This is a genomic window from Pseudoteredinibacter isoporae, assembly GCF_040372805.1.
GTDB classification, from domain to species: domain Bacteria; phylum Pseudomonadota; class Gammaproteobacteria; order Pseudomonadales; family Cellvibrionaceae; genus Pseudoteredinibacter; species Pseudoteredinibacter isoporae_A.
In genome coordinates, this window is sequence record NZ_BAABWJ010000008.1 from 71,670 (window position 1) to 84,806 (window position 13,137).

A 13,137-nucleotide genomic window follows, 5' to 3' on the forward strand; every position below is an offset into this window, starting at 1 on the left:
GTTCAGGGGGAGTGGGGCGCCGTTTGGGGGGCAATTATGCAATCACAACGGCGGAGTTACAGAGTGAGGGCCTACAGGCCTTTACTCTTGGATCATGCGTTCGATCTCGGGCCAAGCCACCGCGAGCAGCTGATCCTGTGCATTGGCATTGGGGTGAATGCCGTCCTCTTGCATGGCGTCGGGCTTAACGGCAACGGACTCCAAAAAGGTGGGGATTAAGGTAATGTCATATTGTTCCGCCAGTGCGGGATAGGCTTCGCTGAACAAGCGGGTATAGCGCTTGCCGTAGTTGGGGGGAATCTGCATACCGATCAACAGTACGCCCGCGTTGGCCGTCTGGCTTTGCTCAATGATGCCGGCCAGATTAGCCTTCATTCGAGCGATGGGGTAACCGCGCAGGCCGTCATTCCCACCCAGCTCGACAATGACCCAGTCGGGCTGGTATTTGTCCAGTAAGGCTTCCAGGCGAGCAAGACCTCCGGCGGTGGTTTCTCCACTGATGCTGGCATTGACCGTATTGATGTTTTGCGCTGCTAATCGCTGGTTGAGCAGGGCGACCCAGCCCTCTTCGGGTTTCATGCCGTATGCAGCACTGATACTGTCCCCGAGGACCATCAGCGTTCGCTTGTCGGCGGAGCCGTTATCAGCATTTGCCGCAACACCGCTGAAGAGCAGGGCCAGGATCAGGTACATGTTGAGGGCTAACTTCATCTTATCTCGCTTGCTTGGCAATTAATCGGATTGGACTAGGCAGAGTTCTCATATTCTAGAATTATGTCCATATCCTAGCCAGTGCCTGTGGGTAAAGTAGTGTGAACAGTCTTGCCTGGGGTCAAACTGCTGCCAGAATACAATGAATCATTGTTAACCATACAAGACATAACATAAAGAGAATCGTTCATGCTAAAGGTCACTGAACTCGGTAAAGTCGTTAATACCGCTGCGGGGGATTTAGAAATCCTTCAGGAAATTTCCTTTCAATTGGCCAAGGGCGAAAGTCTGGCTATTGTGGGGGCTTCGGGCTCGGGTAAATCGACTTTATTGGGCATATTGGCCGGCCTGGACACGGCCAGTCATGGCGATGTGGAACTTGCTGGACAAAGCCTGAAAGCGCTTGATGAAGAGGGGCGAGCCGCGTTGCGAGCCGACAGCGTGGGCTTTGTGTTTCAGTCTTTCCAGCTCTTGCCGGGCCTAACCGCTCTGGAAAATGTCATGTTGCCCCTGGAATTACACGGCCATCAAGACGCCCGTCAACGTGCGGAAAAGTTTTTGCAACGTGTCGGCCTGGATCACCGTCTGGAACATTATCCCAAACAGCTGTCCGGAGGTGAGCAGCAACGTGTTGCTATCGCGCGCGCATTTGCCAATGAACCCACTATTTTATTCGCAGATGAACCCACGGGGAATCTCGATGCAAAAACCGGCGCCACGATTATTGAGTTGCTGTTTGAGTTGAATCAGGAGCAGGGTACAACCCTTGTGTTGGTTACCCATGAAGAACGTTTAGCTACGCGATGCCAGCGCCGCATTACTCTGGAAGCGGGACGCTTGGAGCAGGCCGTTGCCAATGTGGAAACCGCACCATGCTGAGTTTGAAACTGCTGTGGCGCAATTGGCGCAGCGGAGAACTGCGCTTATTAGCGGCGGCTCTTTTGTTGGCGGTCGCTGTGGTCAGTGCCATTGCGATTTTTACCCAGCGTTTAGAAGGCGCGCTGATTAAACAAAGTAATACCTTCTTGGGTGCTGATCGCGTGGTGCGTTCGTCTCGCAGTTTGCCGGTGGAGTGGTATGACAGCGCCGGCGAAGCGGGATTGAAGCAGGCGCAGACGCTTCTGTTCAACTCGATGACTTTCGCTGGCGACGCTATGTATCTGGCGTCTGTTAAGGCGGTCAGTGATGAGTACCCGTTATTGGGCGAGTTGGAAATCAGTGACGAAGCCTTTAATCATCGCAGTACAACATTGGAGCGCATTCAATCAGGCCCCCCTCGAGGAGAAGTGTGGGTAGATTCTCGTTTATTACCCTTATTGGACATTGAATTAGGCGAGCAGCTGTTTGTAGGCGAATCTGAGCTTTTGGTGAGCAAAGTTCTGGTACGTGAGCCGGACCGAGGCGACAGTCTGAGTCTGCTGGGCGCGCGTTTAATGATGCACATTGATGATGTGCCCGCTACCGAAGTGATTCAACCGGGTAGCCGCATTCGACACAATTGGCTGCTCTCTGGAGATGAGGCTCAACTGAGTGCTTTTTTAGAAACCTTGAAAAAAGAGTTCAGCCCCCACGAACGCATTATGGATTTGCAGGCTTCTCAACGAGGCTTGTCGAGCACTCTCGATCGTGGAAAACAATTTCTGGGTTTGGCCGCCATGATTGGACTGCTGTTGGCGGGCTTGGCCATTGCAATCGCGGCTCAGCAGTTTGCGCGCCGCCATACCGATCAGGTTGCCTTACTGAAAAGCCTGGGGGCGGGTGCCAATCATATTCGCAGTTTATACGCTAAGCAGCTGTTTATATTGGCTGTTGTGGCGTCGCTTGGTGGGCTGGCTTTGGGGGAAGTTCTGCAAAGAGCCATTGCTTCGATTGTCAGTTCGATGTATCCATTGGATTTGGCCTTTGCCGGCCTGTGGCCTTATAGCCTTGGATTGTTAACCGGACTGTTGTGTTTATTATGCTTTGCCCTGCCGCCACTTTGGCAGTTGCCAACGGTTCCACCAATCCGCGTTCTGCGTCGTGATATACACGTCGCAACCGTTTCTGGTTTCTGGCAAGCCGCACTGGGAATTGCCGCAGTGTTCATTCTCGTGGCGGTGTACAGCCAGAATTTGGTGCTGACAGCTGTTGTGATGTTGGGCTTTTTTGCGTTACTGGCATTAGCAGCAGGCATCGCATTGTTGATGTTAAAACTCGGACGTGTATGGGGCAGCCGCAGTGGTAGCAGCTGGCGTTTGGCTTGGGCCAGCCTGCTGCGTCACCGGGGACAAACCGTGGCGCAAATTCTGGTGTTTGCCACTGCCATTATGTTGCTGTTAGTGATTTTTGTGGTGCGTACCAGTTTGATTGAAGAGTGGCGATATAAGCTTCCTGACAATGCACCGAATCACTTCCTGGTGAATATTGCCCAAAATGAAGTAGAACCCGTACGGAAATTGTTTACCCAAGAAGAGTTGGATTTGCAGGGGTTATACCCGATGGTCCGAGCTCGTCTGACTGAAATTAATAACAGCGCACCCGATGAGTCCTTGAAGAAGCAAGTTGGGGTGTTGAACCGTGAAGCGAACCTGAGTTGGACGCCCACCTTGCCGGAGGATAATCGCTTATTGGAAGGCAAGTGGTGGCCAGAGATGAATCTTGATGGCCAAACCCATTACGTGTCGGTGGAACAGGAACTTGCTGAACGTCTGAATTTGAAACTGGGCGATCAGCTGACCTTCAGTGTAGGTGGCTTAAATCTGTCGGCTGAGATCAGTAGTATTCGCTCATTGAATTGGGACAGCATGCGCCCCAATTTTTATTTCCTGTTTTCTCCTGGCGCCTTAGACAGCTATTCGCCCACCTATTTAAGCAGTGTTTATATCCCGGCTGAGAAAAAGCCGCTTATTAATGATCTGCTTCGCCAGTCGCCGACGATTTTGGTGGTGGAGTTGGATCTGGTGATTGAACAGATTCAGAACCTGACTGCGCAGGTAAGTGACGGTGTGGAATTGGTGCTGATATTGGTGCTGTTAGCAGGTGTGATGGTGTTACTGGCTGCGGTGAATGCCAGCATGGATTATCGATTACAGGAAGCGGGTATTCTGCGAGCATTGGGCAGCAGTCGTCAGCGTATTCTGGGCAGTACGGCGTTGGAATTTATCTGCCTGGGGGCATTGGCAGGGTTTCTGGCGGTTATTGGAGCCGAACTCCTGCTGTTGGGTATGCAGCAATGGGTACTCGAAACACCGCTTCAGGCGCACCCCTTATTGTGGTTGGCAGGGCCAATCATTGGCGCCGTAATTGTCTGCGCAATGGGACTGTGGGCGAGTCGTAAAGTGGTTACTGTGCCACCCCTGCAAGTGCTGAGAGAATTGGCCTAATTGAGGTTGATTACGCCAACTGGCGCTGTGGATGATTTAAAAAGCCCGTGAAAACGGGCTTTTTTTGTAAGCCCGGATGAGGTCACGCTTGGTACACTTAATCCGCAACACAATTCTTGTTAAGCTACTGACAACTGCTGACAGGGCAGTACGGAACAATAGCCTTTCTTACTTTGAACAATGCAAGGCCTTCGGGCTGAGCACACAAGGATATGTCGATGATTAAACTCTATGGCTTTGGCCCTTCATTCGGAATGCCCGATCCGTCGTCTTTTGTATTGAAGGTGAACTGTTATATGCGCATGGCCAATATCGAATTTGAATCGGTGAACGGTCAGGAATACTTGCGTAAAGCGCCAAAAGGTAAGCTGCCCTATGTGGAATGGGATGGCCAGATTATTCCTGACTCCCAGGAGATTCTGAATGTACTTGATGAAAAATACGGTCGCCCCCTGGAGAAAGATCTCAATGCAGAGCAGCAGGCGCAATCTTATTTGCTGACTAAATCTCTGGATGAAAACCTTTATTGGTGTTTGGTGTATTCCCGTTGGGGACGTGAGGATGGTTGGGAAGTCACTAAAGACGCCTTGTTTTCATCTTTACCTGGACCGTTAAAATTGATTGTGCCATCCCTGGTTCGCCGAGGTGTTGTTAAAAAGCTGGAGCAGCATGGTATGGGCATGCACAGCGATGAAGAGATTCAGGCGATTGCGAAACAGTCCATCGATGCTCTGGCCGTTCTTTTGGGGGATAAGCCTTATTTCTTCGGTGATAAGCCAAGCAACTTGGATGCGACGGCCTTTGGTATCATCGTTCAGCTGACCCACTCAGATAATGATATTGTGATATCGCGTTTCGCGAAAGCGCACCAAAATCTGGTGGATTTCTGCGTGCGTATTGCCAACGCATATTATCCAGAAGAAATTAATGTGTAGTCAGATTAGCGTGAACACTTATATGATGTTGGGAATGACCGCTTGTGAGTATTGAGCTCGAATTTATTGCCCGAGTTCGCTCGCCTTATCTGGAAAAGTTTGGTATTCCCCGCCAGCCCGGTTTAGCGTCGGGCTTGCATTCTCGAATCGAATTGCTTGGGGAATATGCCCAGGCGGATTGTTTGCAGGGATTGGAACAATGCAGCCATATCTGGCTTCAGTTTGTTTTTCATGACAGCCTCGAGACTCGTTGGCGCCCTAAAGTTCGACCGCCCCGTTTGGGCGGGAATAAGGGTATGGGCGTGTTCGCAACCCGTTCACCGGTGCGGCCTAATCCCATAGGGTTATCGATAGCCAAAATCGAGCGCATTGATACAGAGCATGTCGCTATCGACGTGTCGGGCCTTGATCTCCTTGATGGAACCCCGATCCTTGATATCAAGCCCTATGTTCCCTATGTCGATATGCAGGGTGAAGCGGTTAATCAATTTGCGGAAGAAGCGCCAAGCGCGTTGAATGTGGTGTTCGAGAATGGAGCGCGTGAATTTTGTTCCCTTTGGGACACCCGCCAAACATCCGTTTTGGGATTGTCTGAATTAATCACTCAGGTACTGGCCCAAGATCCCAGGCCCGCTTACCAAAAGGGTAAAAGTGGTGCTCGCGAATATGGCATGACGCTCAGGCCGGATTTATCCGGCCCGGTTCTAAATATTCGTTGGGTCTACATCTCCACAGAAACGGGGCTTGAATCCCTGACCGTGATCTCCATCGCTGAAGTTCGGGTGTGATCAGTATTAATCGATAAGACTCACCCGCATCATCGAATAGCAGGCTTATCGCGCCGCAGTGGATAGATAACCCCACTGTTGCCAACTGCCAATGGCATAAACGCCACCGAAAGCGGTGCAAATCAATGAACTCCATATCCAGAACGGCTCTCGAAACTCGTCTTGTAGTATGGCCATGAGTAATACGGACAAACCACGCAAAAGGTAAATGGTGGTGATTACGACCAATGCCGTGCGCAACAGCGGCAAGGGAGGAATTTTCCCTGCTGCTGAGAGTGCGTAAAGACACCAGCTGAACAAAACCGTCGCAATTCCCAGAGTGATTAAGGTCGGTTTTATCTCACCGCGTTCGGCCATTTGGGCCATGGCTTCACCGGCCCCAAAAAAGCGATACCAGTCGGGACCACCGAGAATGATGGCGAGGTGCAAAAAAGCGGCTATCGCGCTGAGAGCGGCGGCGATAAGCAAGTAGGGGTTTGCGGGCAAAGCGGGCGTCATGGTTCATCCTTTATACTCGACTTTAATTGCCGCTAGCCTAGCGCTTTTTCAGGTATTTTCCTATTTTTGTTGTCTGCGCTGTACAGTGTGGATATTCCGACTAGAATGTGTAGGACATTTTTTTGGCCGCAGTGGTAGCAGGGCTTAATCATCCAAAGGGATTTATGAAGATTCGAAAGCCCCTAAGCACGTTGAGCATACTGTTGGCTTGTTTGTTTTTTGGCCAGTGTGTGTTGGCCAGTTGCCAGGAAATCCTTGAAGCGCCTTTCATCTCCAGCGCAAACGCTCAAGCATCATCTGAACCCGCTTCCTATCAAGCGGCGCTCATTGCTCCGTCCTGTCAGAATGACCAGATACGTGGACGTTGGCGCGGGGTTCCGGGGGTTCTGATTCCACCGTCCAAAATCGATGCACTCCCCACACGTTATCAAGACAAATTTGGCTGGTTCGAACTGCCGGGATATTGGTCCCTGGAGAGTCTGGGTATTACCGCTGAAGACCCTCAAGCTTATATTACATTGTGGACGGATATTGCCCTTCTCGGCAATCTGGCAAGTGGCGAGCGACTGGCGCTATGGCCAGGACGTTTTCAATCTGCCTACCGAATGTATGTTGATAATGGCAAAGGCGAGATTGTGAAAACCTATGACAACTTGTCTGAGTTTATTCCTGAATCTGGGCAGTTTATTGAGCGGCTACCCTCAGTGCGCGTCAGTGGCCGCCTTTTGGATGGTGCGTACACCCAGCTGCCCCGACTGTATCCAGGTGCCAAGGTCATTGTGCAGCTTTACAACGAAGACTATCGTACTGGAGGTGCTTCGCAGCCTCCGCTTCTGGGCAATGCCGATCAACTGTATCGCAGTGTCATGCAGCGCTGGTCCTGGCATATTCTGTTTTTGGGGGCCTGCTTACTGGTGGCCATTTATTCGGCGTCCCAGGCGGTGTTCAGTAAACGTCGTCGCCCTCTGTATCTGTTCTCGGTAATTATGTCTTTGGGGGCCGGGGTTCGTCTGTTAGTGACGGGCAGCCTGTTGGCTTATTTTATTCCAGGTTTGACGGTAGTGAGCCATTTCTATTTTACCTGGATCAGTTTTCTGGGATTACTGGCGATTTTTATTTACGGGCAGCCTTATGTTTTGCCCGAATTGTTTGAGCATAGGCAGAGGCTGAAAAAGCTGATCTATTTATTGGCGGTCCTTCCGCTGATTATTTTAGGAAGTATTCCCTTTTTGGGGTTGCATGAGTTTTTACTTCTCGGACATGGCCTGCGCTTATTGTACATCGTTGTAGCGATTCTTTACGTGGCTTTTCTGCTGTATCAGGCCTTCCGTTTTCCCTTCAAACAGTGGCTGACCTTTGCGGGTATTATGATGATCTTGATCAGTGGAACATCTGATGCTCTCTACTATCGCCGCAATACAGACCCTTATATTGAACTCTTTGCTATCGCGGTTTTCTTGTTTATCGCTTTTCAGGTGATGTATGTCAGTTGGGGGTATATGCGTTTGTTGATGCGTGAACGGGGCCTCAGTCTTCGATTACAGGAATTGAACGAAAATCTGGAGCAACAGGTAAAGTCCCGCACACAAGATCTTCAGGAAGCCAATCAGCGACTGGCCCTGGCGGCGACCACTGACGCTTTAACAGGCCTGCCCAATCGGCGAGCGTTCGACGAGCAAGTCGAACAGGAGCTCCAGCGAGCTCACCGTTATGGCAGCGAGTGTTGCCTGGCGATTGTCGACGCTGATTGGTTTAAAAGCGTCAACGATCGCTTTGGCCATGACTTCGGTGATCGGGTGTTGCAGTGTATGGGACAATTCTTTTCACAACGTTTACGAACAACGGATTTTGTGGCTCGCATTGGGGGTGAGGAATTCGCGGTTTTGCTTCCATCCACATCACTATTGTCGGCTCGAAAATTGATGGACGAACTGTGCCGTCGTTTCACAACCATTCATTTTTCTGAGCAGCCTGAATATCAAGTCAGTGTCAGCATTGGTTTGGCTCAGTGGCATTTCGATGAAAACTTTGCTGAGCTTTATCAACGTGCTGACCGAGCCCTATATCAAGCCAAACAAGAAGGGCGAGGGCGGGTTTGTCATAGTGAGAAGACCGCCAAAAACGGTACTATAGAAACACCTTGAGTGTTGAAATGTTCTCTCTCACTTACAACATGGAATCCATTAGCTCAGTTGCCGTGAGATTTGCAGAATTTTCATCTTGATTTTAAGCGATGTCTTTTTAGCCGGTTTATTCACAAATTGTATTCGTTTTTCTATACAGACTGATATTAAGTCAATACTATCGATCGTCGAATGGGCGCTCTGCTGACCCAATCAGCTTGGGTGTTTTGGAAATGTATTGATGGATTGATTTGACTATGGCCAGTTTGATAAAAAAAATTTACATAATAAAGCCTGTTTTTCTGTGTTTGCTATTGGTATCGATGAATTCAGCCTTAGGAAAGGGAACCAAAGACTTGGCTGGTCCGCCCGAAAATTTGTCGGATGAGGACAAGTTGTACGGTTTATCTTTATTTTGGAAGGAAGCCAGTTATAACTTTGCTTTTTTTGATCAGGTTCCAGGATTAGATTTTGATAATGCTTATAAACATTCAATTTCTAGGGTTCTAGCCACTCAGTCAACGTACGACTATTATCGGGAGCTGATGAGGCTGAATGCCATGTTGCGTGATGGGCATACGAATATATATCTTCCTGAAGGATTGTCTGAGAAGCATATCGATTGGCCAGCGGTAGAATTGACAGAGGCCAATAGAAAAGCCGTTGTCACCAGCGTGGACAAACGTCTGCAATACTTGGTTCCATTAGGATCTACTGTTGTTTCCGTCGATGGTATTGCAGTGGATCACTATCTGAAAACAACAATGATGCCTTATATCGCGAGTTCGACCGATCATATTCTGTGGAACGATGCTGTAAGAAGGGTGTTAGATGGGCTCCCTGAGAGTGAAATAAAGGTGGAGTTTAAAACTCCGTCAGGGGAAATTCAGGAGGTCGCGCTGAAACGCAATTCAAGAGGTAAAAAAATTGAAAAAGTAAGCCTGGAAATGCCGAGTTCGAATGGCGAGCTGTTTGAATTTAAGCGGCTGAAGGATGATATTGCGTATATGGCTTTGAATGGTTTTCATGATGAAAAGATTATCGAAGATTTTAAAAAGGCATACCGGGATATTCAGCAAGCAAAAGCACTGATTATTGATGTTAGATTTAATGGTGGTGGTAATTCCGATATCGCAGCTGAGATACTTGCTCACTTCGCTCAGAAAAAGTTAGAGGGGTCTACCTGGAAAACCCGAAAACACATTGCAGCATATAAGGCATGGGGTTTCTATAGCGATGAATATAAAGAGTATGCTGAGGATAGAGCGTGGTATTCGGGTTCGATGAGCTCTTTTGAAGCGAAGAAAGACAATCATATTGTTCCGACTTATGTGTTGACTGGCCGATATACAGCTTCAGCGGCAGAAGACTTTTTAATCTATGCCGATAAATTGGATCATTTCACGACCATCGGCGAGAAGACTTATGGCAGCACTGGCCAGCCAATATTTTTCGATTTACCCGGAGGAGGATCATTTAGAATTTGTACTAAACGTGATACCTACCCCGATGGCCGGGAGTTTGTAGGTTATGGAATTATTCCCGATGTAGAAATTCAAAGAACGCCTGATCATTTGCGCTCCGAAAGAGATATCGTGTTGGCTAAGGCCATTGAAGGTTTGCAACAGCGTATGAATCCATAGGCCCGTATTTTGTCTGCATACAAAAGTGAAGGCGGGAAGTGGATTAAGTGTGAACGACTACCCCAACAGTGCACTATGAATACATGAGTGTGGGCATAACTCTATTGGAAAGATCAACGCGATTGAGCTGTGGCATGGAGACCAGCTAAGAAGCATTACGTTGATCAAATAATGTACCCTCCCCGGTCGATATCTCCGACCGCGGCTAAATGCCGCAATCTATGTCATTGATAAGCATTTGCATTTAGTGTTAGCATTTCGCGCGCTATACGGCTGTTAGGCCTTTCGATAAAGACCGGCTCGAGAAGCCTGCTCGGTGGACTGGTATAGGAATACGGCCATTGATTCACGCCCTGTGTTAAGGAGTTTCCATGTTTTTCAAGTCCCGATGCGTCGTCGCGTTGAGCGTATGCGCCGCCTCATTGTTCAGTGCGCAAACCTTGGCGGAGAAGCCGTCTGCCGAATCTGTGGTACAACATTATTCTGATCTGGCTCACGCCATATACGAAGATTCACTGCTTACCGCTCAGCAGTTGCAAGTCGCTATTGATGAGTTTCTGTCCAAACCCAGTGCCGAAGGCCTGCTGTCTGCAAAAGCGGCGTGGAAAGCGGCACGTGTGCCATACCAGCAGTCTGAGGTGTTTCGTTTCGGTAATCCGGTGGTTGATGATTGGGAAGGGCAGTTGAATGCCTGGCCTTTAGATGAAGGGCTGATCGACTATGTTGAGCAGGGCAGTTATCAGGCTGAGCTGGGCAATGTGGGTGCGAATGCCAATATTATCGCCAATACGAGTTTGCAGCTGGGCGCGAATACTCTGGATACTCAAAAACTGACCCCTGAATTGCTTGCGTCTCTCAATGAACTGGGTGGTTCCGAGGCGAATGTGGCCACGGGCTATCATGCGATCGAATTTTTGCTGTGGGGGCAGGATTTGAATGGTACCGCACCGGGTGCCGGTAGTCGTCCTTTTACGGATTTTATTGCCGGTGACGCCTGCACCGGGGGAGCTTGTGAGCGCCGTCGAGAGTACCTGCGTGCCAGCAGCCAATTGTTGATCGATGATTTACAGTATATGGTCAAGCAATGGGATAAAACGGTTGCAGACAATTATCGGGCAGAGTTGCTGGCTATGTCTGCCAAGCGGGGCCTGAGTCGTATGTTGTTCGGGATGGGCAGCTTGTCTCTGGGGGAACTGGCCGGTGAACGCCTTAAGGTAGCACTAGAAGCCAACTCTCCAGAAGATGAACACGACTGCTTCAGTGACAACACTCATTATTCGCACTTCTATAATGGTTTGGGCATTCGCAATGTATACACTGGTGAATACCAGCGTAGCGATGGTCGTCGCTTGAGTGGACCGGGTATCATGGCGTTGTTGGTGACCAAAGACGAGACTCTCGCCAACAATGTACTTAGCAGTATGAACAAGAGCCAGGCAAGTCTACAGAAACTGGTGGACAGTGCGGAGCGCAAGGACTCGCCAGAAGCGTTTGATCAATTGATCGCAGAGGGCAATACCCGAGGCGCGAAGCTGATCAATGCATCGATTCAGGATCTGGTAGCACAAACACAACAAATCGAACTTGCCGCTAAATCTCTTGGTATTGATAACCTTAACCCTGATAACGCTGACCACGATTTTTAATGCACTATTTCTCTAAGATTGGTGGTGCCTGTTTTGGCACCACCGGCATGTCAATTTGCTCCATTCTCAGTGGGCTTGTATTGAGCCTGTGTTCTAATTCTGTCATTGCCGAAGAATTGAAACCCGATCGCAGCCGTGTGAGTCCTAAGGGCGTTCATTCTTTTTCTCAACCCGCAGCTAATATGCCGTTAATGCGTCGCTTGGATTTCAGCGTAGGGAACAGTTTTTTTCGCAATCCTTGGGTGGCTGCACCCGCGAGCACTGATGCTCGTGATGGCCTGGGGCCTTTGTTCAACACTAATGCGTGCCAGAACTGTCATATCAAAGATGGACGAGGTCACTTGCCGCACGGTGACAGCGATAATGCTGTGTCGTTGCTTTTGCGTTTGAATGTGGCGGGCGCGAAGGACATTCCCATGGATGCCCCGAATAAGGCCGATCCTATCTATGGTGGACAGTTGCAGGATTTCGCGTTACCCGGTTTGGCCGCGGAAGGGCAAATCAGTATTCGTTATGAAGAAAAAACAATTGAATTGGCGGATGGTAGCCAGCGGCAGTTACGCAAGCCGATATTTTCCATTCGTGATTTGGCCTATGGGCCTTTACATGAGCACACAACAATTTCTGCGCGTATTGCACCGGCTATGGTGGGTTTAGGTTTGCTGGAAGCTATCCCAAAGACTCGACTTAGGGCGTTGGCTGACCCTGAGGATCGCGATCAAGACGGTATTTCAGGGCGCATTAATGCTGTGTGGGACATTAAAAAACAAAGCCTCCAAGCGGGTCGTTTTGGCTGGAAAGCGGGACAGCCCAGTTTGGAACAGCAGAATGCGGGCGCGTTTAATGGCGATATGGGAATACGCTCCAGTCTTTTTCCCAATGAAAATTGCACCACCCGACAAAAAGCCTGCGCGGATATGGCTGAACGCGGCGATTTGAAGAAGCTGGAAGTGAGCGACAATATACTCGAGCAGATAACCTTTTATACACGTAATCTGGCCGTGCCCAAACGTCGTAAACCCAACGACAAAGAGGTTGTTGCGGGGGAAGCAATATTTGAACGATTGGGCTGTTCAGGCTGTCATACTCCGGAGCACAATACTGCAGAGGATTACCCTCTGTCCTGGTTGGCGGCAAGCCGTATCGCCCCGTACACGGATTTACTGCTTCACGACATGGGGCCGGAACTGGCCGATGACAGCCAGGAATTTATCGCGCAAGGTAATGAATGGCGAACCCCGCCACTTTGGGGGCTGGGGATGATTCGGGAAGTCAATGGTGTTGAAGCCTTGCTGCATGATGGCCGCGCACGTGATGCTGAAGAGGCGATTCTCTGGCACGGTGGTGAAGGTGCTCAAGCGAATGCTCGCTATCGACAGCTGAACAAATCAGAGCGCGAACAGTTACTGGCATTTTTGTACGATCTATAAA

10 protein-coding genes are annotated in these 13,137 nt (G+C 49.6%); 8 read left to right on the forward strand and 2 right to left on the reverse strand.

Features of this window, described 5'->3' with window-relative positions:
- Positions 1–81: 81 nt before the first annotated feature.
- Positions 82–711 carry an arylesterase gene (locus ABWW03_RS15185; protein ID WP_353409603.1) on the reverse strand — a complete coding sequence of 210 codons (630 nt, stop codon included), beginning with the start codon at positions 709–711 and terminating at the stop codon, positions 82–84.
- 189 nt (positions 712–900) lie between these two features.
- Here ABWW03_RS15185 and ABWW03_RS15190 point away from each other — a divergent pair, with 189 nt between their 5' ends.
- The 4 genes from ABWW03_RS15190 (at position 901) to tsaA (ending at position 5,796) form a co-directional block, all read left to right on the forward strand.
- The gene (locus tag ABWW03_RS15190) at positions 901–1,590 is read left to right on the forward strand and encodes an ABC transporter ATP-binding protein (protein ID WP_353409605.1); all 690 of its coding nucleotides are present in this window, start codon (positions 901–903) and stop codon (positions 1,588–1,590) included.
- Entirely contained in the window at positions 1,584–4,073 is a 2,490-nt protein-coding gene (locus ABWW03_RS15195; RefSeq protein WP_353409607.1) for an ABC transporter permease, read from the forward strand. The genes ABWW03_RS15190 and ABWW03_RS15195 overlap by 7 nt, the downstream gene beginning before the upstream one ends.
- Before the next feature lie 218 nt (positions 4,074–4,291).
- A complete protein-coding gene (locus ABWW03_RS15200) occupies positions 4,292–5,008 on the forward strand; it encodes a glutathione S-transferase C-terminal domain-containing protein (protein WP_353409609.1) in 717 nt (238 codons plus the stop codon).
- A 44-nt stretch (positions 5,009–5,052) separates the two neighbouring features.
- Positions 5,053–5,796 (forward strand): tRNA (N6-threonylcarbamoyladenosine(37)-N6)-methyltransferase TrmO, encoded by a 744-nt coding sequence (tsaA, locus tag ABWW03_RS15205; protein WP_353409611.1) that lies wholly within the window; start codon positions 5,053–5,055, stop codon positions 5,794–5,796.
- Between the two features lie 45 nt (positions 5,797–5,841).
- Here the strand turns inward: tsaA and ABWW03_RS15210 are convergent, their stop codons facing one another.
- The gene (locus ABWW03_RS15210) at positions 5,842–6,294 is read right to left on the reverse strand and encodes a hypothetical protein (RefSeq protein WP_353409613.1); all 453 of its coding nucleotides are present in this window, start codon (positions 6,292–6,294) and stop codon (positions 5,842–5,844) included.
- Between the two features lie 164 nt (positions 6,295–6,458).
- Here ABWW03_RS15210 and ABWW03_RS15215 point away from each other — a divergent pair, with 164 nt between their 5' ends.
- The 4 genes from ABWW03_RS15215 (at position 6,459) to ABWW03_RS15230 (ending at position 13,136) form a co-directional block, all read left to right on the forward strand.
- Positions 6,459–8,438 carry a sensor domain-containing diguanylate cyclase gene (locus tag ABWW03_RS15215; RefSeq protein WP_353409615.1) on the forward strand — a complete coding sequence of 660 codons (1,980 nt, stop codon included), beginning with the start codon at positions 6,459–6,461 and terminating at the stop codon, positions 8,436–8,438.
- 236 nt (positions 8,439–8,674) lie between these two features.
- The gene (locus ABWW03_RS15220) at positions 8,675–10,060 is read left to right on the forward strand and encodes a S41 family peptidase (RefSeq protein WP_353409617.1); all 1,386 of its coding nucleotides are present in this window, start codon (positions 8,675–8,677) and stop codon (positions 10,058–10,060) included.
- 371 nt (positions 10,061–10,431) lie between these two features.
- Positions 10,432–11,706, forward strand: a complete 1,275-nt coding sequence (locus ABWW03_RS15225) for an imelysin family protein (protein ID WP_353409619.1) — start codon at positions 10,432–10,434, stop codon at positions 11,704–11,706.
- Positions 11,706–13,136: a di-heme oxidoredictase family protein gene (locus ABWW03_RS15230; protein ID WP_353409621.1), complete on the forward strand. Its 1,431-nt coding sequence runs from the start codon at positions 11,706–11,708 to the stop codon at positions 13,134–13,136. The genes ABWW03_RS15225 and ABWW03_RS15230 overlap by 1 nt, the downstream gene beginning before the upstream one ends.
- Position 13,137: the final 1 nt, after the last annotated feature.

Excerpts from the sequence above, each read along its gene's own strand:
- ABWW03_RS15200 (WP_353409609.1), top strand. The coding sequence starts at position 4,292 with ATGATTAAACTCTATGGCTTTGGCCCTTCATTCGGAATGCCCGATCCG.
- ABWW03_RS15225 (WP_353409619.1), top strand. The coding sequence starts at position 10,432 with ATGTTTTTCAAGTCCCGATGCGTCGTCGCGTTGAGCGTATGCGCCGCC.
- ABWW03_RS15210 (WP_353409613.1), bottom strand. The coding sequence starts at position 6,294 with ATGACGCCCGCTTTGCCCGCAAACCCCTACTTGCTTATCGCCGCCGCT.
- ABWW03_RS15215 (WP_353409615.1), top strand. The coding sequence starts at position 6,459 with ATGAAGATTCGAAAGCCCCTAAGCACGTTGAGCATACTGTTGGCTTGT.
- ABWW03_RS15195 (WP_353409607.1), top strand. The coding sequence starts at position 1,584 with ATGCTGAGTTTGAAACTGCTGTGGCGCAATTGGCGCAGCGGAGAACTG.
- ABWW03_RS15190 (WP_353409605.1), top strand. The coding sequence starts at position 901 with ATGCTAAAGGTCACTGAACTCGGTAAAGTCGTTAATACCGCTGCGGGG.
- ABWW03_RS15220 (WP_353409617.1), top strand. The coding sequence starts at position 8,675 with ATGGCCAGTTTGATAAAAAAAATTTACATAATAAAGCCTGTTTTTCTG.
- ABWW03_RS15230 (WP_353409621.1), top strand. The coding sequence starts at position 11,706 with ATGCACTATTTCTCTAAGATTGGTGGTGCCTGTTTTGGCACCACCGGC.
- ABWW03_RS15185 (WP_353409603.1), bottom strand. The coding sequence starts at position 711 with ATGAAGTTAGCCCTCAACATGTACCTGATCCTGGCCCTGCTCTTCAGC.